This is a genomic window from Macrococcus sp. PK (assembly GCF_022501545.1).
GTDB lineage: Bacteria > Bacillota > Bacilli > Staphylococcales > Staphylococcaceae > Macrococcoides > Macrococcoides epidermidis.
Genome location: NZ_JAEPRF010000003.1, coordinates 1 through 21,059 on the forward strand (window position 1 = coordinate 1; position 21,059 = coordinate 21,059).

Genomic DNA, 21,059 nt, shown 5'->3' on the forward strand with positions numbered 1-21,059 from the left:
CCAACTGATGTGCCTTGCGTTTCATTTACAGACTGATTAATACTATTGCCTGTTGACTGTATTTGATTGCCTAAAGTTTGATTCACTCGTTCAAATGCTACTTTTTGTGAATTATTCATATTACCTGATTGTTGTTGCATTACTCGTTCAAATGCTACTTTATCTTGAGCTGTAGCACTTGTAGGATTTGATATTACTCTTTCTATAGCTGTTCTGTCTTGTGAAGATACATTTGAATCTGGTTGTGATATTAATCTTTGAATTGCTGTTTTATCTTCATTTCCAATATTAGTTGAAGGTTGTGTGATTAAACGTTCCATTGCAGTACGATCTTGTGATGATAGATTATTACCCTTGTCTTGAATAATTCTTTCAATTGCTGTTCTGTCTTGTGGTGTAGCGACCCCATTTTGTTGCATTACTCTTTCTAATACTTGTCTATCTTTATCACCTAAATTGTTTGAATCTTGATGTAATACTCTCTCTATTGCTGTTCTGTCCTGTGGTGTCATTGTATTACCTGAATCTTGATTAATAATTCTTTCCATAGCTGTACGATCTTGTGAAACTGGTTGACTACCTAAATCTTGTCTTAACACACGTTCAAGTGCTGTTCTGTCCTCTGCTGATAATGAATTACTCTTATCTTCAATTACTCTTTCAATTGCTGTTCTATCCTCAGTTGTAAGATTTCCAGGTTCCTGCATCAGACGTTCAATTGCTGTTCTATCTTGTGGGGCTAAATCCCCTGATTTTTCTTCAAGTATTCTATGAACTGCCATTTTATCTTCTGTCGATGCAGTGCCTGTAGTATTTAATTGTTCAGTAACAGTCCTTACTGCATCTCTATCTGCATCACTTAATACACTTGTTCCTGATAATCTTTCAAGTATTGTTCTCTCTGATGGCGTAAGATCTTCGCCACCTCTAACAACCTTTTCAAGTACTGTTCTTTCAGATGGTGTTAAAGCACCTTCGTTGTCATTAAGCACTTTATTGATTGCGTTTCTACTTTCAGGAGTAGTTCCTGTCATTGCCTCTGCACTTGCTACTGCATATGAAGTTGCTTTTGCTTTTCCTTCATCAAATGCTTCACTTACGTTAGAACCTGGTGTCTTGACAGCTTCCATCGCACTCTCAATTTTAGAAGATAATGCTTCCTTAGATTTTTGAATACCTTCTTTTGTAGCATTTACAGCATAACCTTTAGCACCGACCTCAGACATCTCACCAGCAATACCAGCCATAGAATAAATGCCTTCTGATCCTGCTTTACCGATTCGTTCAGCCATTCCAGGTTTTCTGACTTTATTTCCGTTATCATCAACTTTATCACGGTTTTCACGCCATTCAGCTAGTTTACCAGCTCCACCTTTAGCTAAACCTGCTGTACCTTTAGCAAGACCTAATCCTGCTCCTGCTACTGCAAGAGAACCCATCAGAGCTTGATATCCATCTTTAACACCTACATCAATTCCAAGTAGACGTTTAGCTTCTTCTGGACCATCTATTACGAATTTACCTAAAGCGATCATAGCAATCGCAACAATCCACGGATTCCAGCCTAACGTTGATATATAAGTCATTGCTAACATATAGATTTTAATTACGAACATTAAAATCCCTATACTCGCATAGTTTAAAACCAGATTATTAAATAGTTGTTTCATCTTTTGCCCTGTTGTTAAGTCTGTTGCTACTACCCACGGTGCAATTATTTTTTGGAACGCAATCTCCAACATTAATAACATTGTTTTAAACATTGAGAAAATCAGTACAAATGCAACTACCCCAAATTGTATAAACATAGGTAGAAAATTCGCATGATATCTGTAATACCATTGATTTAAAAATGATACCTGTCCGATAAAAGGAAAATCAGCAGGTTTAATTTCTTGTAGTTCTCTCGAACCATCTTCTTTATCTACTAATTTATTTGCAAAAATCTTCTTTTCTTCGGAACTTAACTTGTAATCATAATCACCAGCTTCCTCTACACCTTCTTTTTCTTTAGATGCATTTATTACTCCTGTAAAATCTTTATAAGGAAAAGTTTTTTCCGTGATATCATTATTAATAAAAGTATCTTTGTTTTCTTGCCATTTTGCTTTTCTTTCCATATATAGTAAATCTGTTGTATTTGTCGCAACAATTTGTGTTGCTAGTTTTTGATTCTCACCTTTAACACCTGCCTGCTTACCAGCATTGACTAAATCTGTCGACAAATCATTAAGGGTGGATGTTAAATATGAAAATCCAAGAATAAATCCGATTGCGAGGAGTACATTTGTAAATACACCTTGTCTATTGAGATTTTTACCGGTCATAATCATATAACCAATAAAAGCTATAGATATCGCAAAAAGTGCCATTGCGATTGGATTGACCGTATTCATAATATTATTAAGTCCTTCATTTTCAAAAAATCCATTGAATGTAAGGATGGTATCTAATCCACCCTCTAATGCTGATACCGTTGTATGAAAAACTTTAACGATTCCCCATAATAGAGGCATTAATACCATCCATAAAAAATTCTGTTGTGTAAACAGATAATCAAATTGATCTAATATTTGTTCTGCCACTAAAAATTCACCTGCTTTAATTATAATATAGTGCATAAAACATAACGCATAACATATAGGTTATGCGTTACGTTATTTTTAAATGTTTAATACCATTTTTAACTTTTGTTTCACTGTGTTCATCTAACACTCTATTGAAATCTTCTTCATTGAGTTGAAGTAATACTTCATATAGAGATTTATCTTCAAGGTTATCTTTTATCCACATTAATCTTAGTTCCAGTTTTTCACCGAAATAGTATTCAGATAAATAAATAGGTTGTTCGTTAGTTTCTTTAATTGTCTCACTTTCAAACACATCTTTGCTTTTATCATGTTGTTCTAGGAATATCATAATCTGACGTTGTATCTCAGCTGACTGATTACCAGCAATATTCAAGTGTTGTAACTGTGACTGCATATTAGTCATTACACTTTCTTTTGTTTGTGCTTGAATTATTGATTTGTAGAAATCTTCACTGCCTGTAAACTGCATACATGCTTCTTTAAGTTTTTCTTTATCTTTATGAGGCATTTCAAGACTTGCTATATATCCATTAGCAGTTAAATCTAGCTGGGTCGGTTTATGTTTCCAATCAATCATGAAGTCACGTAAGTTAAGATGTCTGTGTTTAGAAGGTATATCAAAATCAGCAAATTGATTTGCTGGTTCAAAGTCATCACTTAAAAACTCAAATCTAAAAGGTAGTTTAGTTTCATTCACATTATAGATCGGCTCTGGTCTGATACTATTTCGGTTGTTATCACTCGTTTTTAAAAATCGTAAAACGATTGTTTCTCCTCTTACGAATTTTGGTAGTAACTCAGGATGTATTAAAGGTTGTTGCTCTGCTGTAAAGTTTTGTGAAAAATCACTGCCACCATTTGAAGTTCTTGATGATGTTGTAACAGTGGTATTACCACATTTCGCAGAAATTTCATCGTTTGTTTCTTTACTTGTTGACTTTATATAGATATGTGTCTGACAGTTGTCTTTAATTGTTTCACCGTTTTCTTTACCATATTTTGATGTAACCTGTGAGTAACCTTGTACATATAATTCAAAAAGAATATTACGTCCTAAACATACAGTCAAAATATTTGCCATGTCATGAATTGCTGGCATATTACCAAATTCATCAAGTCTGAATTTAACACGTTGATGACATTTACCTCCTGATTCTGATGCTCTCCTCGCTAACATTGTATAAAGCTGAGATATAAATATAGATGCTACAACGTGCGTTGAAGTATCGTAATCTGGAATTACCATAAACACTGCTACTGGTTTTTCACTGTAGAAACAGTTGATTTTTAAAATATCACTATTCTTTTCTATATTTTTTAGGAAAGCTTCTTCTGGATAGATACGATCTCCTGTATAAGGATCTTTCTCAACGACTACAAAACCTCTTTTTGGCTTTTCTCTATAGAATTTGTACTCAAAAACTGCTTCATCTAGTTCTATACGAATAATTTCTCCGTCTTTCATCTTACGTTTAAAGTAATTTTCCATGAATCCTAGTGAATCAATTTTAAAGTTTGATGTTAGGCAATTTTCTTCTCCATATCCATAATGGATAACGCCACGTTTGAATATATATCTCATATCAAAACGAACACGTATTCTTTTATTAAAGCCTACACGCGTAAAGTCTAAAGAATTAGCAGAACCCATTTTTGAAATCTTTTCTGATACGAATATTTGCAAGGTTGTTGAAGCAGTTGCTAAGATACCTGAACGTGTATTACCACTAGCAAATTGTGTAGTTGCGTATTGTTTCCTTGCAATACTTTCAGGTGGCATATCCATGATGTACTCATCTAATGCGTTATGTTCCACTCCGTCATCATCAGTATAATTATCCGTACCTAGTATATTTAGTAGATCATATACATTTCTCATTGTTATTTTGTCAGGTCTATTTTCATCTAAGGCTCTTTGAATAACAGTAAATATTAAAGCATTAACAAGACCTGCGGCCGAATCCTGCCAGAAGCTATCTCCACTTTCTGGAGATGGAAACAAAGTACTTGTTAAAGTAACTGCATAAGCCTCTGCTTGTGCAAAGTCACCCTTAATATATTCATCTTTAATGATTTGTAGCATATTATAACTCATTCCATCATCAGGATTTAAAAGGTTTAAAACTTCAACGTCATAACCTCTTTTTCTGAGTGTTTCGTATGATCCAGCATACAATTCACCTTTTGGATCGTTGAATACTAAAGATGGTTTTTCACTAGCTCTTGTATCTATATCTGTTGCTGGAAAAACCATCGATTCACCTTTACCTGAACGAGAAGTACCGATAACCATTACATTGATTGTGTCCTGATCAATTAAGTATCTACCGTTATAAAAAAGCTTCGATAAAGGATTAATAAGCTGTTTTTCTCCTAACTTTATTAAAGGCACAGCTCTAAATATTTTTGGTAAATCATTATAGTGCGTTATAGGAACTCCTGGCTGTCCTTTATATTCTGTGCATTGCTGTGGAACGCTGACATATTGCTTTTTTAATTCTTTTATTTCTGCAAACTTTGCATCCCCTTTTTGTCCGTAATGCATTTTTCTATGTGCTACATAGAATTTATACAGAAAACGTAGTATAATCAGTGTCATAGCTGAAAATAAAATTAACCAAATCAACAGATGTTGATTTGGTTTTATTGTTAAGTCGATTAATTTTTGATTATTTAAAAATATATAACTCATTTTATTAGATATAATTTCAGTTTTATCTAGTATATTAGCCTTGTCAAACTGATTTACTTTCGTTATATATTTAAAGTTATTAATAATATTGAATATAAAATTAGTGACTATATTTGCTAAAAATATATTAAAAATAATAGTAAGCACTGACAGTATATACATATTTTTTCTAGTTGCAAGTGTTTCCTTTATTTTAATTGGCTTTCTTTCACTTTTAATAATTTGTTTAACGATTGGTTTTTGTTTGTTTTTATATACTAAAATATCATCTAAACCATATTTCATTAGTTGCTTACTCAAAGTATTTCCTCACCTTCTAATCGAACGGCAATTCCTCATCAGAAATGTCGTAGCTTTGTTTTTTGCCCTCTTTTTCTTCATTTTCAACTACTGATTCATTTTCTTCTTTTTGTCTTTCTTCTCGTTCTAAACGTTGTTTCAATAGTCTGTCTTTTGCTACTTCTGTTGTTTCTAACGGTCTAATTGAAGTACACACAAGGGATGGTATTGGAAATCCTTTATTTTCTTCACGATAACTTTCTATCTTATACTCGACGAGTATTCTTTGCCCCTTAACAATATTCTCAAAGAAGAATGAAGCAGTTGATCCAAACACTCTAAATGGCAAAGTAACATATTTTTTTGAAACTGAATAATTATCATCTGATTCTTTTTGTTTTACATCAATTCTACAAGTCAAATAGATAATTGTTTTAGGCACATTGTTTTCTGTCTTGCTGATCTGGGGTTCATTATTTACAAAACCTTCTACATATAATCCTGATAACATATTAATCATTTTTATTTTCCTCCGATTCCATCTCAACTAACTTTGAATAAACTTGTTGTATACCTTTTTCAATTGCTCCTATTTCATACGTTTCTTTGAGATTATTCATAACATCAATATATTTCATCTTCACATAACGATTTGAAATACCATATCCATTAAATTGCGTAAAAAGAATTATTTCATTTCTCGTTCCCATTGTTTGCAGTTTATTAAATTTATTTAGGAACGTCTTATATGAATCTTTAATCATTGTTGAGTTAAGAACAATAACTTTTAAAAGATTCTTAATTTCAGAATCCACTGGTACAACTTTGTCTACAAAGTTTTTAAGTGCTGTTGAATTAAAATCATCATTATGATGTATAGCTTCATATAGTTGTTTTAATGATTTTTCTGGTTCACTATCTGCTGTAGTAATGCTTTCTTTTGTATGTTCAGTTTCATCACCTATCACGTCTGTTTTTACTGTACTTACTTGTTCTGTTTCTTCTACAGTTTCTTTATTATCCAAATTATTTTCAGAAGGATCATTCTCTTTTTCACTTGTATCTGTGTTGTTTATTTGTTCTGTTTCTTCAACAATATTGCTGTTATCCTGATCAATATGTTCTTCTGTTGTTTCTTCAATATTTTCTGTATCGTCTATTGTATTATTATCTTCATTTTCAATTTCAGATGTTAAAACGTAAGGTTGTTCATTATGATTATCTTCTTTCTCATTAACTTTAGTATTATCAATAATAATATCGTCAATTTGTTCTTCCTCATTAATCGTTACTTTCTTCTCTAATAACTCATTTACGTTCTTTCCTTGCGATGTATATAATTCTTTAATTTTCAAAAGATGATTAAAGTCGTTTAATAGTCTTATTGAGTATTTATCTTTGTCATCTTTCGTAATTTCTTCAATTTCAATTATCATAACTACTTCATTCAATTCATCACCATTTGTAGTAGTTAAATAATCCATCAATGCATTGAAAATCTTTCTTTTATCATTTAAAGTTTCGCCTGGGATTTGCCAGTCAAACTTTAATTCTTTAGGAGTATTAACGATATAACCTGATAAAACGAATCTTCGTTCTAAAACATGTCTTCCTTCTACTTTATACAAGCCTATAATTTCTTGCATACTATTTATAAAAATATTTAGTTTAAGTTCAATCATTGTCTATCATCTCCCTGATTAAATTGTGTACTTACTTGATTACTATAATTATTAGTAGTTGTAGTTAATGGTTGTTGTACTACTCTACTTACTTCTTCTGCTGTCTGAGTAGATTGTTTCATATTTTTTTCCTGATTTAGAGCTTTATCAATTTTTTTCTGTAAAGGCTTGATTTTAGCATCTTTATTAATAATAGATGCCTTTGTGTATGATTTATCAGCAATATACTTATTTACAATTGCTTTCTTTGTTTCTAAAGGTAAGGCCATCTTTTCTTCATAAGACATTGATTTATAAGTTTTAAATAAATCATCCAGATTACCATTTGATAAGTAAGTTGTAATTAGATATTCCTTATCATTAGTTGATTGACCTACTTTTACTGCATTTAAATAATCTTTATTATCTAAAAGCAATTTTTTTATTTCTTTAGCTTTAGATGGTTTTTCTTTAATTGCATTTACATAATCTTCTTTTTCAATATATGATTTATAATGATCTTTAGTTTCAGTTTTATTCACTTCTTGTTTGTCATCTAATAATCCTTGTGAATCTGCATAAAAATAACCTGGAATAGCAATTGCTCCTGTTATAACTAACGCTGTTAAGATTTTACCTAATGATTTAGAGGGCTGTGGAATTTCATTTTTTTCGTATACTGCTTGTGATTTTACATCTGATTCTGGTACTACTTCTGTGCTTGTTTCTTCTTTAACTTCCTGCACTTTATTATTTTGAGGGAAAAGATGATTGATATTATTGTATTTAATTAACTTAGCAATATTTTCATCCTCTTTATTTCTATTCTCTAATTCTTTACGTCGTAATTGAATATCTTCTTCTTTTAGACGATTTTCATCCTCTTTTGCTTGAATCTTACGTAGTTCAATATCCTTTGCTTTGATTTCAAGTTCATGTTTACTGTTTGCTTCTAATGCACGTGCTTTTTTGAGTTCATTATCAGAAATAGCCTTTTCACTTTCAACTTGTTTTGAGTAATGAATTGCTTCTTCTGATTTTTTAATCTCTAGTTTCGTTTTTTCTTCTTCTAAAGATAGTTTTTGTTGTAGCACTTTATTAGCTTCAATTTCACTATCTAATCGTTTTCTATCTTTAATATCCTGTGCAATTTGATTCTGAATCTCTAGCAGTGCTTTATATGTTTCTTTATCGTAATCAAACAATGTCCACGATAATGCTTTAAGGCGTTCTGCTTTCAGTCTTAGCACGTTTGATTTAATATCTTTAATCCCTTGTATACGTTTTTCTTCAACTAATAATTTAATTTCATCCTCAGCTTTTTGTTTAGCTCTACTTTCGAGAATATTTGCTGTTTCTTTAAATTTAGAACGTTCTTCAAATAAACGAGTATCTTTATCATTATTAAGTTGTTTTTGTTTAATCGCCCTGTTTAATTTATACTGTTCGTCATCAGATTTTAGTATCATTTCAATTTCGTCACTCAGCTGTTGATCAATTAAGTTAATTTTTTCATCAAAGACCGGACGTTCTGTTTCAATAAGTTGTTCTAAATAATCTTGATATTTAGGTTTGTTTTCGTTATAGAATGTTTCTAATTCTTTATTTAGCTTAGTTTCTTCATTGATAATGAACTCAATTAATTCATTTTCGATGATATTAAGTTCTTCATTATGAAAATCTGCTTTTTGTTTTTCTCTTGTATTCAGGTAGTATTGTTCGTTCTTTTCTTCTGGCTCTTTCACATCTTCTGTAAATTTTTGAGGTTCAATACGTTCCTCTTTCAAATTAAGAATTTGATTACTATCAAAGTTTTCTTTATGTTCTTTTTCAATATCATTTAGATTAAGTGTGTTGGTACGATCAACTTTTTTTTGTTCATCTTCTTTTAATATTTGCTGTTTTGATGAATATGTTACAGATTCTATGTTTGCTTGGTTGTTATCATTTAACTGATTCCCAGAATTTGTTACAGAATCAGCTAATTGATTTACATTGTTATCACTTACTTCTTTATGTTCTTTTTCTTCTGTGGCTAATATGCGATCCTGAGAATCAGTTAAATCTACAACTTCACCATGATTTGCTGGTTCTTCATCAGGATTGATCTCATTTTCTCCACTTATACTGACAACTTCTGTTGCTTTCATAATGTTCTCAGCATCTCTATTACCAGCAACTTCATCTAAGCTGTCCTCTTTAACTTGATCTAGTTCTTCATCATCAATAGGCGTTGTTTCTTCTTCAACCTCACTATTCTTTTTTCTTCTCAACTTACTAAAGATACTAGCTTTCTTAAGACTACCTGACTTTACTTCATTGTTTTTCGCTACATCATAATTATTTGATTCTTCTAAAGTCTGTTTGTATGCATCAATGTATTCCTGTGATACATTTTTTTCATCTATATCCTTATCTTTAATCATTTCCATTTTAATAATTTCAAAAATAGATGTTTTTGTATTTTTATTGATAAGATATTGAGGCATCTCAAATGAAGATATGGTTGGATCATCATAATCGACAATCGAAATGTCTAATGGATAAGACTTTTCTTTTTCTTCTGCTAATTCTCTAATCATTGTTAAAATTTCATCAAATTCTTTAAAATAGTATGTTTTTTTAGTACTTAATTGAATTACTTTAAAATCTTTGTCTTTTGGAATATTGTTTACCTTTACTTTTAAAATTTTTGTCATTTTAGTTCTCCTTTATAAAAAATGAAGGAGAGAAACAGTATGTTTCTCTCCTTAAAATAATTCTGATATTAGAAGTTTGCTACGTTATCTGCAACCCAGTTTGCAATTTCACCAGCACCATAAATTAAAACTAATCCGATAACGGCATTTAATAAATATGTTTTACCAGCTTGTGATCCATTAGGACCACCCCACATAAATTGATAACCTGCAATCGCAACATAAACTGCGGCCACTGCTAAACCTACTACTTTTAAAAATCCTGAAATCTTCTTTAATCCATTTACGATAGATGTTTGTGCATCATTTAATTGTAAGAAATGACCTAAGTCAATATATCCTAAAAAGTCAAAAAGTGATAAAAAGTTTTGGATTCCCATGCTTGTGATTAATTCGTTCATTATTTATATTCTCCTTTAGTTTCAGATAAGTTTTTTTGTTCTTCTGTTAATGCTTTTTCTTTTCTTTGTGGCTTAGGGACTGATTTTAGCAAAATTGAATTTGCTTCTTCTTCAACAAGATAATTGATAATTTCATTAAAACGTCCTTTTTCTTTAACGACATCAATTAATACTTCTTCTTGTAATGCTTTTTTAAATGCTTTAAAGTCACCATGTTCATTTTCAATAAGTGCTTTAACTTGTGCTGATGTTAGTTTCACGCTTACAACCCTCCTTTATTAGAATATTATTTTTTATTGCATCACTCCTTTCAATGTATAAAAGAAAGAAGCTATTAAAAATAGCTTCTTTAGGTATTAATATTCTTTTATCTTTCTTTTATAGATTGTATAACCAATTGCTCCAATTAATAGAATTGGAACACCAGCATATAATAAGTAGTTTAATGATTTATTACCTGTGTCAGGTAATATACTGTTTGATGGCTTTTTAATGTCATCAGTTTTTGGCGTTTCAGATGTTACGATTTCTGTATTGTTATTATTATCACCAGTTGTGCCAGTTGTAGCATTACTACTTGCATCAGGTTTTCTAATATCATCAACATTGTTATTTATTGTCGTATCTGTTTTGCCATCATCTTTTGGCTCTGTTGTTGTCGTATCTGTTTTGTCATCGTCTTTTGGCTCTGTTGTTGTCGTATCCGTTTTGCCATCATCTTTTGGCTCTGTTGCAATATGATTGTCTAGTTTCTCACCAATAACACCAATTCTTTCAGACATTTTGTTCATCTGATCCTGCAACTTAGTTAAAAGTTCATTCATATCATTAACTGATTTTTTTAATTCTTCTGTAATAGCTTTATTCTCGTTTGTTGCTGTGTCTGATGCTTTGTCTGCATCTTCTAACTGCTTAATTTTTGCGTTTAATTCTGTAATTTGATTTTGTAATACACCAATTTTGCTAACTAAATCAGTCACTTGACCTTGTAACTTCACTACATCCTCTTTTGTTTTAGGATAATTTTCTGTTAAATCTTTTAGCTCACTTTGAGCTTTATTAATTGCATCTTTAACATTTTTAATTTGTTCTAGTACTGATTGAATTTCTTTAGTATTTGCATCAGTTTTTGTATTTAAATCAGTATATTTAGCATTTAATTCTGTTAACTGACTTTCTAAAGATTTTAAAGTTGTATTGATTTTTTCAATATCTTTTGAGAAATCTTTTCCAACTACCACGCTGATTGTTGCTGTCGATTCACCTTTTGCTTTATCAACTACCTTATATGTCACTGTATAAGTACCTGGTTTACTTGTATCAACTTCATTTTTAACAACTACTACTTCTTTAGTAAGATTTCCATCTTCTAAATCCCATGCTTTAACATTTTTTGATGGATTATAATCTGAGCCTTCAATGATATATTGATCATATGCAAATATTTGAGGTAATTGATTTTCTTTTGGCGTTTCTGTCGGTGGTGTTTCWGTTGTCGGTGCTTCTGTYGTTGGTGCTTCTGTTGTCGGCGCTTCGGTCGTTGGATCGTCTGGTAGCTTCGTAACTGTCACTTTCACTCTATTAACAATATTACGATCAACTACTACAGCCGTACTTACAGTTTCTATAGTTTCCATTCCTGATTGATCAACTGTAGGTACAAACATACGTAATTCATAATCACCTGTGTTCATTCCTTCAAGATAAAAATAGCCTTCACTATTTGTAGAACCTCTATAAGTACTTCCATCTATTCCGATAAGTTCAATGTTGATATTACCTAAACGAGAATCCCATTGTCCATCGTTATCTCCATCATAATATATATAACCCTCTAAAAATCTTAGAGCAGAGTTCTGCAAATATATTGCCTGTTGTTGTGCAACTCGTTGTTCGATATTTTGTAATTCTGCTGCATGTGTTACAACAGATTGATTCAATAAACCGACAGTCCCTAATATACTTGAAGTTATCGCAATCGATATTTTCTTGAAATTTTTATTATTCTTCATAAATTTTTATTCCTATTTTCCACAATTTAATATATGCCAACTTCATATATTAAATTGCAGAAATCCCTTTTAATGAATTTGGAGTAATTTAACTCTATCCTTATTTAAACATCACTCTTAATTATATAATGTATTTTAATATAATTCATTTTTTTACTTTAAAATAAAAGGAGACATTTTTTCAAATCATGTCCCCTTTTATACTTCACAGTTAGTCTATGATTTTACACTACACAAAATTATTTCACAATATAATAGCCTAAGAATATTTATTTTCTTAGGCTATTGTTGTTATTTATAGTGATATATTGTTTTTTATAAATTTTATTTCAAATTATAATGTTTACTTTGGTAATCTTTTCGTTCCATGATAAACATAATCGCTAAGAATGCAAAGCCTAATAATATAAATGTAATGCCCCCTAATTGCGACTCTTCATATAATGCAAATCCGGCAATGATCTCCACTAATCCTAATACCATTACAATGAGTTCTTTCATTTTGATATTCATATACATCCTCCTTATAGTATTCAGTTTAACTATCATACACTAATTTCTATTAAATTATCTGTTTTGTGATTGTGAACGTTTAGTGACAAAAAAACACCCAAATAATATTATTCGGGTGTTAGTTTTATTATTGTTCAGTTACTACTACTTCATCTTGCTCTAATGCTGGTGCATCTTTTTCGTATTCAACGCCACTATAACGTCTCATACCTGTACCAGCTGGTATTAACTTACCGATAATAACGTTTTCTTTAAGTCCTAATAAGTCATCACGTTTACCTTTAATCGCTGCATCAGTTAACACACGTGTTGTTTCCTGGAACGATGCTGCAGATAAGAAACTTTCTGTTTCAAGTGATGCTTTCGTAATACCAAGCAATACAGGTTTCGCTGTTGCTGGGTGTTTTCTCGCTTTAAACACTTCACGGTTAGCATCAGTAAATGTATGAATATCAACTAATGCACCTGGTAATAATTTTGTGTCTCCTGCTTCGATAATACGAACTTTACGTAACATTTGACGTACCATTACCTCAACGTGTTTATCTGAGATTTCTACCCCTTGCATACGATATACTTTTTGAACTTCTTTTAATAAGTAGCTTTGTGTCGCATTAAGTCCCGCTACAGCTAATAATTGTTTAGGCTCGATAGAACCTTCAGTCATTACTTCACCACGCGCGATTTTTTGCCCAACTTCTACTTTAAGTCTTGCAGTACCAGGTGCTAAGTAAGTACGTACTTCATTCTCACCTTTAACTTTGATTTCCTGCATACGATCTTTTACAACGTTTAATTCGATAATCTCACCGTTAATCTCAGAGATTACAGCTTGACCTTTCGGATTACGCGCTTCGAATAACTCCTGGATACGAGGTAAACCTTGTGTAATATCGGCACCGGCAACCCCACCTGTATGGAATGTACGCATCGTTAACTGAGTACCAGGTTCACCGATAGATTGGGCAGCGATTGTACCCACTGCTTCCCCAACTTCTACTTTTTCACCTGTTGCTAAGTTTTTACCGTAACATTTTTCACAAACCCCGTGACGTGAGTTACATGTAAATGCTGAACGGATATGCATTTCTTCGATACCTGCATCCACGATTTGTTTCGCGATTTCAGGTGTAATCAATTCGTTCACTTTAACAAGAATTTCTTTTGTTTCTGGGTGTCTTACTGTTTCACGAGAATAACGTCCTTCTAAACGCTCAATGAATGGTTCAATAAGTTCTGAACCTTCACGGATCGCTGAAACAAGTAATCCACGGTCAGTACCACAATCAGGTTCACGTACGATAACGTCTTGAGCAACGTCAACTAGACGACGTGTTAAGTAACCTGAATCGGCTGTTTTAAGTGCTGTGTCGGCAAGACCTTTACGCGCACCATGCGTAGAGATAAAGTATTCTAATACTGTTAAACCTTCACGGAATGAAGATTTGATTGGTAACTCAATGATACGTCCAGCCGGGTTGGCCATCAGTCCACGCATACCTGCTAACTGCGTAAAGTTAGATGCGTTACCACGGGCACCAGAGTCACTCATCATGAAGATTGGGTTCAAGTCATCTAAAGAGTTCATTAATTTTGCTTGAATGTCATCTTTAGCTTTCGTCCAAATTTCAATAACAGCAGCGTAACGTTCACTTTCAGTAATTAAACCACGTGTGAACTGTTTCGTTACTCTATCTACTTTTTCTTCTGCTAAACCGATAATATCTTGTTTATCAGGTAATACCACGATGTCAGATACACCTACTGTAATACCGGCACGTGAAGAATATTTAAATCCTAAATCTTTCATTCTGTCTAACATCATAGAGGTATCAGTAATATGGAATCTATTGAACACTTCAGCAATGATTTGACCTAAGAATTTTTTATTAAATGGTTTAACAAGTGGTTGCTCATTTAAGTATTTTAATAATCCTTCTTCAGTTAATTCAGTTGCATCGATGAAATATTTATCAGGTGTTACTGTTTCTAAGTTTGATAAAGTTGGTTCGTTAATGAACGGGAATGATTCAGGCATAATTTCATTAAAGATTACTTTACCAACAGAAGTGATTAATAATTGGCTGTTTTGTTTGTCAGTAAATGTTGGATTGTTAAATGATCCAGCTTGAACGGCAATACGCGCATGTAGATGAACATATCCATTGACATAAGCCATAATAACTTCATTTGCATCTTTAAAGATTCTACCTTCACCAATTGTACCTAAACGCTCTAATGTTAAGTAGTAGTTACCTAATACCATATCCTGAGATGGTGTAACAACTGGTTTACCATCTTTAGGGTTTAAGATATTTTGTGCAGCTAACATTAACATACGTGCTTCAGCTTGCGCTTCTTTAGATAAAGGTACGTGAACGGCCATTTGGTCACCATCGAAATCGGCATTGTATGCAGTCGTTACAAGTGGATGTAATCGAATCGCACGACCTTCAACTAATGTCGGTTCGAAAGCCTGGATACCTAAACGGTGAAGTGTTGGTGCACGGTTTAACAGAACTGGGTGTTCACGAATAACGTCTTCTAAAACGTCCCAGATTTCTGGTTCCATACGCTCAATTTTACCTTTAGCATTCTTAATGTTTGTCGCAATTTCACGTTCAACAAGTTCTTTCATAACAAATGGTTTGAATAATTCAAGTGCCATTTCTTTAGGAAGACCACATTGATACATTTTTAAGTTTGGACCTACTACGATAACCGAACGCCCAGAGTAGTCTACACGTTTACCAAGTAAGTTTTGACGGAAACGACCTTGTTTCCCTTTTAACATATGAGATAAAGATTTTAATGGACGGTTACCTGGTCCAGTTACTGGACGGCCACGACGACCATTATCAATTAAAGCATCAACTGCTTCTTGTAACATACGTTTTTCATTTTGTACGATGATACCAGGCGCACCTAAATCTAATAAACGCTTTAAACGGTTGTTACGGTTAATAACACGACGATATAAATCGTTTAAATCAGATGTAGCGAAACGTCCACCATCTAATTGAACCATTGGACGAATTTCAGGTGGAATGATTGGTAATACATCTAAAATCATCCAAGAAGGATCATTACCAGAATTACGGAATGATTCAACAACTTCTAAACGTTTGATTGCTCTTGTTAAACGTTGTCCTGTTGCTGTTTCTAATTCTTCACGTAAAGATTTTAATTCTCCATCTAAGTCGATGTTCATTAATAAATCTTTAATCGCTTCAGCACCCATCTTAGCAGTGAATTGCCCAGGGTACTTATCGTAATACTCACGGTATTCTCTTTCAGATAATAATGATTTTTTCTCTAATCCAGTTGGACCTGGATCAATTACAGCGTAAGAAGCAAAATAGATAACTTCTTCTAAAGAACGCGGAGACATATCTAAAAGTAATCCCATACGAGAAGGAATTCCTTTGAAATACCAGATGTGTGATACAGGTGCAGCTAATTCAATATGCCCCATACGTTCACGACGTACTTTTGATTTTGTTACTTCAACGCCACAACGGTCACAGACCATACCTTTGTAACGTACACGTTTATATTTACCACAGCTACATTCCCAGTCTTTTGTTGGACCGAAAATTTTCTCACAGAATAAACCATCTCTTTCAGGTTTTAATGTACGGTAGTTAATTGTTTCTGGCTTTTTAACTTCACCAAAACTCCAAGAACGGATTTTTTCAGGTGAAGCGAGACCTATCTTCATGTAATGAAAGTTATTTACATCAATCAAAGCCCTACCTCCTTAGTGTATTAAAAATTTTATCAAGATTTATATTTCAACTTGTTTAACCATCATGTAAATGCGGAATGATTTACATGATGTATTAAACAAAATAAGTGACTAGCTTTTGAGATAGTGATTATTCAGTGATCTCAGCTTCTGGTGTTGGTGCTTTTGCAAGGTTAATCTTTGAATCGATGAAATCGTCATCTTCTAAATCACGCATTTCAATCTCTTCATCTTTGTTATCCATTACTTTTACATCTAACCCTAAACTTTGTAACTCTTTCATCAATACACGGAATGATTCCGGAACACCTGGACGAGGAATATTTTCACCTTTAACGATTGCTTCGTAAGTTTTCACACGACCAACAGTATCATCAGATTTGTACGTTAAGATTTCCTGTAAAGTATACGCCGCACCGTAAGCTTCAAGTGCCCATACTTCCATCTCACCAAAACGTTGTCCACCAAATTGTGCTTTACCACCAAGTGGTTGTTGTGTAACAAGTGAGTAAGGTCCAGTTGAACGTGCATGTAACTTATCATCAACCATGTGGGCTAATTTAAGCATGTACATTACACCAACTGATACACGGTTATCGAATGGTTCACCAGTACGTCCGTCATAAAGTACAGTTTTACCGTCACGTGCCATACCAGCTTCTTCGATTGTTGACCAAACGTCTTCATCGTTTGCTCCATCAAATACTGGAGACGCAACATGCAGACCTAAGTTTTTAGCAGCCATACCTAAGTGTAACTCTAATACTTGTCCGATGTTCATACGAGAAGGTACCCCAAGTGGGTTTAACATGATATCAATCGGTGTTCCATCAGGCATAAATGGCATATCTTCTTCTGGTAAGATACGTGAGATAACCCCTTTATTTCCGTGACGTCCACACATTTTATCCCCAACATGAATTTTACGTTTTTGAACGATGTAAACACGTACTAATTGGTTAACGCCTGGTGGTAACTCGTCGCCATCTTCACGATTAAAGACTTTAACGTCTAATACGATACCATCAGCACCGTGTGGTACACGTAATGAAGTATCACGTACTTCACGCGCTTTTTCACCGAAGATTGCATGTAATAAACGTTCTTCAGCCGTTAATTCAGTAACCCCTTTAGGCGTTACTTTACCAACTAAGATGTCACCATCACGTACTTCAGCACCAACGAAAATGATACCACGATCATCTAAGTTTTTAAGTGCATTGTCAGATACGTTAGGAATATCTCTTGTAATTTCTTCAGGTCCAAGCTTCGTATCACGCGCTTCTGATTCATATTCTTCAATATGGATAGAAGTATATACGTCGTCTTTCACAAGACGTTCGCTCATGATTACAGCATCCTCGTAGTTATAACCATCCCAAGTCATAAATCCAACAACTACGTTACGACCAAGTGCCATCTCACCAAGTTCCATAGAAGGACCATCTGCTAAGATTTCACCTTTCGTTACGATGTTACCAGCTTCAACGATAGGACGTTGGTTGTAACAAGTACCTGAGTTTGAGCGTGCGAATTTAGCTAATTTATATACATCTAAATCTGTTTCGATTTCTTTTCCGCCTTCTTCAACGATACGGCGAACTTTAATCTGACGAGCTTCAACGTGCTCTACACGACCTTTATATTTCGCTACTACTGCAGCGCCAGAGTCACGTGCTGCTACGTGTTCCATACCCGTACCAACAAATGGCGCTTCAGGATTCATTAACGGCACTGCTTGACGTTGCATGTTCGCACCCATTAAAGCACGGTTCGAGTCATCGTTTTCTAAGAAAGGGATACAAGCTGTGGCAGCAGAAACAACCTGTTTCGGTGAAACATCCATGTAATCCATGCGTTCACGTGCCATTACAGTATTATCACCACGGAAACGACAAACAACTTCGTCATCTAAGAACTTACCATTATCGTCTAAGCGTGAATTCGCTTGGGCAACAACGTAAGCATCTTCTTCGTCAGCTGTTAAATAGTCAATTTGTGATGTAACAGTATTTGTTTCAATATCAACTTTTCTGTATGGTGTTTCAATGAAACCAAATTCATTAACACGCGCATAACTTGAAAGTGAGTTGATTAACCCGATGTTTGGTCCCTCCGGCGTTTCAATCGGACACATACGGCCATAGTGAGAGTAGTGAACGTCACGTACTTCCATACCTGCGCGTTCTCTTGTTAAACCACCAGGTCCTAATGCAGATAAACGACGTTTATGTGTAAGCTCAGCTAATGGGTTTGCCTGGTCCATGAACTGAGATAACTGTGAGCTACCAAAGAATTCTTTAATAGATGCAATGACTGGACGGATATTGATTAATTGTTGAGGCGTTACAGATTCAGTATCTTGTAAACTCATACGTTCGCGTACAACACGCTCCATACGACTTAAACCGATACGGAATTGGTTTTGTAATAATTCACCAACTGAACGTAAACGACGATTACCTAAGTGATCGATATCATCAGTGAAACCTACTCCAGCTAATAAGTTAAAGAAATAACTTACAGAAGATAAAATATCAGCAGGTGTGATACACTTCACTTCTTCATCTGGGAATGCATTACCGATAATTGTTGTCGTACGTTTTTCTTCATCTCCAGGAACATAAACTTTAACAGATTGAATTTCAATCGGCTCGTCTAATAAACCATTCTCTAAAGTGAATACTTTTTGGTTGGCGTTGTTTTCAAGTACATCTAAAATTTGATCTAAATTACGACGATCTAAAAGTGTACCTTCTTCAGCTACGATTTCACCTGTTTCTACATCAACGATTGGCTCAGCTAACGTTTGATTGAATAAACGGTGTTTTAAATGTAACTTTTTATTCATTTTATAACGTCCAACGCTTGCTAAATCATAGCGTTTTGGGTCGAAGAAACGAGAGTATAATAGACTCTTCGCATTCTCAACTGTAGGTGGTTCACCTGGACGTAAACGTTCATAAATTTCAAGTAATGCAGCTTCAGTTGACTCAGTATTATCTTTGTCTAATGCGTTACGTAAATACTCGTTGTCACCTAATAAATCAATGATTTCCTGGTCACTTGAGAATCCTAATGCACGTAAAAGTACAGTGATCGGTAATTTACGTGTACGGTCAATACGAACAAATACTACATCTTTCGCATCAGTTTCATATTCAAGCCACGCACCACGGTTAGGGATAACAGTCGCTCCAAAGCTCACTTTACCATTCTTGTCGACTTTATCATTGAAGTATACAGATGGTGAACGAACTAACTGAGATACGATAACACGTTCTGCACCATTGATGACAAACGTACCTGTATCAGTCATTAATGGGAAATCACCCATAAAGACTTCTTGTTCTTTCACTTCACCTGTTTCTTTAATAATTAATCGTACCTTTACTCGAAGTGGCGCTGAGTAAGTAGCATCACGGTTCTTTGCTTCATCTAAATCGTACTTTGGCTCACCTAATTTGTAATCAACAAATTCTAATGAAAGATTTCCAGTGAAGTCTTCAATTGGTGAAATGTCTCTAAACATCTCGATTAAACCTTCTTCTAAGAACCATTCATAAGATTTTGTTTGAATCTCTATTAAGTTAGGTAATTCTAAAATCTCGGAAATTCTTGCGTAACTTCTACGCTGACGATGCCTTCCGTATTGGATAAGTTGACCTGTCAACAGATTCACCCCTCAAAAATTGTGGTGCCTTTTACCTAAACAGAGGAATAAGACAAAAAGAAAACGGAATCACATAACTCCATTTTCACATTTTATTTTAAACTCATTTCTCCTAAAATTAGATAGAAAAGTGCACACTTATTCATTTAAATTTTTACATTCTATTACTATAACAGACGGAATGTATAAGGTCAACCTTTTACACTCTTTAATATATAGTAACCTTTATCTTTCTTCAGAACTGCAACATTACCAAATACGTCTTCCATCTTCTTTTTAGCTGATGGCATACCTTGTTTCTTTTGGATGACAACGTATAGCGCACCGTCTTTATCAAGCACTTTCGCACTATCTTCTAATATGCGATGAACAACGTCTTTGCCCGCACGAATTGGTGGGTTTGTAATCACTGCATCAAAACGTTCTGTTACTCCATTTAATCCATCACTCTTATAGATTGTTGTGTTATGAATATTGTTAGCATTACTATTTCTTTCAGATAAAGATAATGCGCGTTCGTTCACATCTACCATATGTACTGTTGATTCCGGATAATGCTTTGCCACCATTAAGCCCATCGTGCCATATCCACATCCGACATCCAGTACTCGAGCAGGACGTGTATCTTCTAAAAAAGTTTTAACGAGTAAGTTAGATCCGAAATCAACGCCACCTTTTGAAAATACACCACTATCCGTCGTAAGCTTCAAACTGTGATTCCCCATATTAAAGCTGATGATACTTTCTTTGCTTTCTACCGTTTGTTCTTCACTATAATAATGACTCATCT

12 protein-coding genes are annotated in these 21,059 nt (G+C 33.7%); all 12 read right to left on the reverse strand.

The window, feature by feature from the left end:
- On the reverse strand, positions 1-2,621 hold a 2,621-nt coding region (locus JJJ02_RS02735; protein ID WP_240837230.1), incomplete at its 3' end, for a pLS20_p028 family conjugation system transmembrane protein.
- 31 nt (positions 2,622-2,652) lie between these two features.
- Positions 2,653-5,583 carry a VirD4-like conjugal transfer protein, CD1115 family gene (locus JJJ02_RS02740; protein ID WP_240837238.1) on the reverse strand — a complete coding sequence of 977 codons (2,931 nt, stop codon included), beginning with the start codon at positions 5,581-5,583 and terminating at the stop codon, positions 2,653-2,655.
- A 16-nt stretch (positions 5,584-5,599) separates the two neighbouring features.
- Positions 5,600-6,082: a single stranded DNA-binding domain-containing protein gene (locus JJJ02_RS02745; RefSeq protein WP_240837240.1), complete on the reverse strand. Its 483-nt coding sequence runs from the start codon at positions 6,080-6,082 to the stop codon at positions 5,600-5,602.
- On the reverse strand, positions 6,075-7,244 hold the full coding sequence (locus tag JJJ02_RS02750; protein ID WP_240837242.1) for a hypothetical protein: 1,170 nt from the start codon (positions 7,242-7,244) through the stop codon (positions 6,075-6,077). The genes JJJ02_RS02745 and JJJ02_RS02750 overlap by 8 nt, the downstream gene beginning before the upstream one ends.
- Positions 7,241-9,922, reverse strand: coding sequence for a hypothetical protein (locus JJJ02_RS02755; RefSeq protein ID WP_240837244.1), 2,682 nt, complete (start codon positions 9,920-9,922; stop codon positions 7,241-7,243). The genes JJJ02_RS02750 and JJJ02_RS02755 overlap by 4 nt, the downstream gene beginning before the upstream one ends.
- 68 nt (positions 9,923-9,990) lie before the next feature.
- Positions 9,991-10,323, reverse strand: coding sequence for a TrbC/VirB2 family protein (locus JJJ02_RS02760; protein WP_219499229.1), 333 nt, complete (start codon positions 10,321-10,323; stop codon positions 9,991-9,993).
- Entirely contained in the window at positions 10,323-10,583 is a 261-nt protein-coding gene (locus JJJ02_RS02765; protein ID WP_111744452.1) for a hypothetical protein, read from the reverse strand. The genes JJJ02_RS02760 and JJJ02_RS02765 overlap by 1 nt, the downstream gene beginning before the upstream one ends.
- 96 nt (positions 10,584-10,679) lie before the next feature.
- Positions 10,680-12,335 (reverse strand): LPXTG cell wall anchor domain-containing protein, encoded by a 1,656-nt coding sequence (locus JJJ02_RS02770; RefSeq protein WP_240837246.1) that lies wholly within the window; start codon positions 12,333-12,335, stop codon positions 10,680-10,682.
- A 324-nt stretch (positions 12,336-12,659) separates the two neighbouring features.
- Entirely contained in the window at positions 12,660-12,848 is a 189-nt protein-coding gene (locus JJJ02_RS02775) for a hypothetical protein (RefSeq protein ID WP_111717484.1), read from the reverse strand.
- Between the two features lie 127 nt (positions 12,849-12,975).
- Complete coding sequence (gene rpoC, locus JJJ02_RS02780; RefSeq protein WP_240837248.1) at positions 12,976-16,596, reverse strand: DNA-directed RNA polymerase subunit beta'; 3,621 nt, start codon at positions 16,594-16,596, stop codon at positions 12,976-12,978.
- A 130-nt stretch (positions 16,597-16,726) separates the two neighbouring features.
- Positions 16,727-20,269: a DNA-directed RNA polymerase subunit beta gene (rpoB, locus tag JJJ02_RS02785; protein WP_111717480.1), complete on the reverse strand. Its 3,543-nt coding sequence runs from the start codon at positions 20,267-20,269 to the stop codon at positions 16,727-16,729.
- Positions 20,270-20,460: 191 nt separating this feature from the next.
- Positions 20,461-21,057 carry a class I SAM-dependent methyltransferase gene (locus tag JJJ02_RS02790; protein ID WP_240837250.1) on the reverse strand — a complete coding sequence of 199 codons (597 nt, stop codon included), beginning with the start codon at positions 21,055-21,057 and terminating at the stop codon, positions 20,461-20,463.
- Between the last annotated feature and the right edge of the window lie 2 nt (positions 21,058-21,059).

What these genes read in the sequence shown, in the direction of transcription:
- JJJ02_RS02750 (WP_240837242.1), bottom strand. Translation starts at nt 7,244, where the DNA reads ATGATTGAACTTAAACTAAATATTTTTATAAATAGTATGCAAGAAATT.
- JJJ02_RS02775 (WP_111717484.1), bottom strand. Translation starts at nt 12,848, where the DNA reads ATGAATATCAAAATGAAAGAACTCATTGTAATGGTATTAGGATTAGTG.
- JJJ02_RS02745 (WP_240837240.1), bottom strand. Translation starts at nt 6,082, where the DNA reads ATGATTAATATGTTATCAGGATTATATGTAGAAGGTTTTGTAAATAAT.
- JJJ02_RS02790 (WP_240837250.1), bottom strand. Translation starts at nt 21,057, where the DNA reads ATGAGTCATTATTATAGTGAAGAACAAACGGTAGAAAGCAAAGAAAGT.
- JJJ02_RS02760 (WP_219499229.1), bottom strand. Translation starts at nt 10,323, where the DNA reads ATGAACGAATTAATCACAAGCATGGGAATCCAAAACTTTTTATCACTT.
- JJJ02_RS02755 (WP_240837244.1), bottom strand. Translation starts at nt 9,922, where the DNA reads ATGACAAAAATTTTAAAAGTAAAGGTAAACAATATTCCAAAAGACAAA.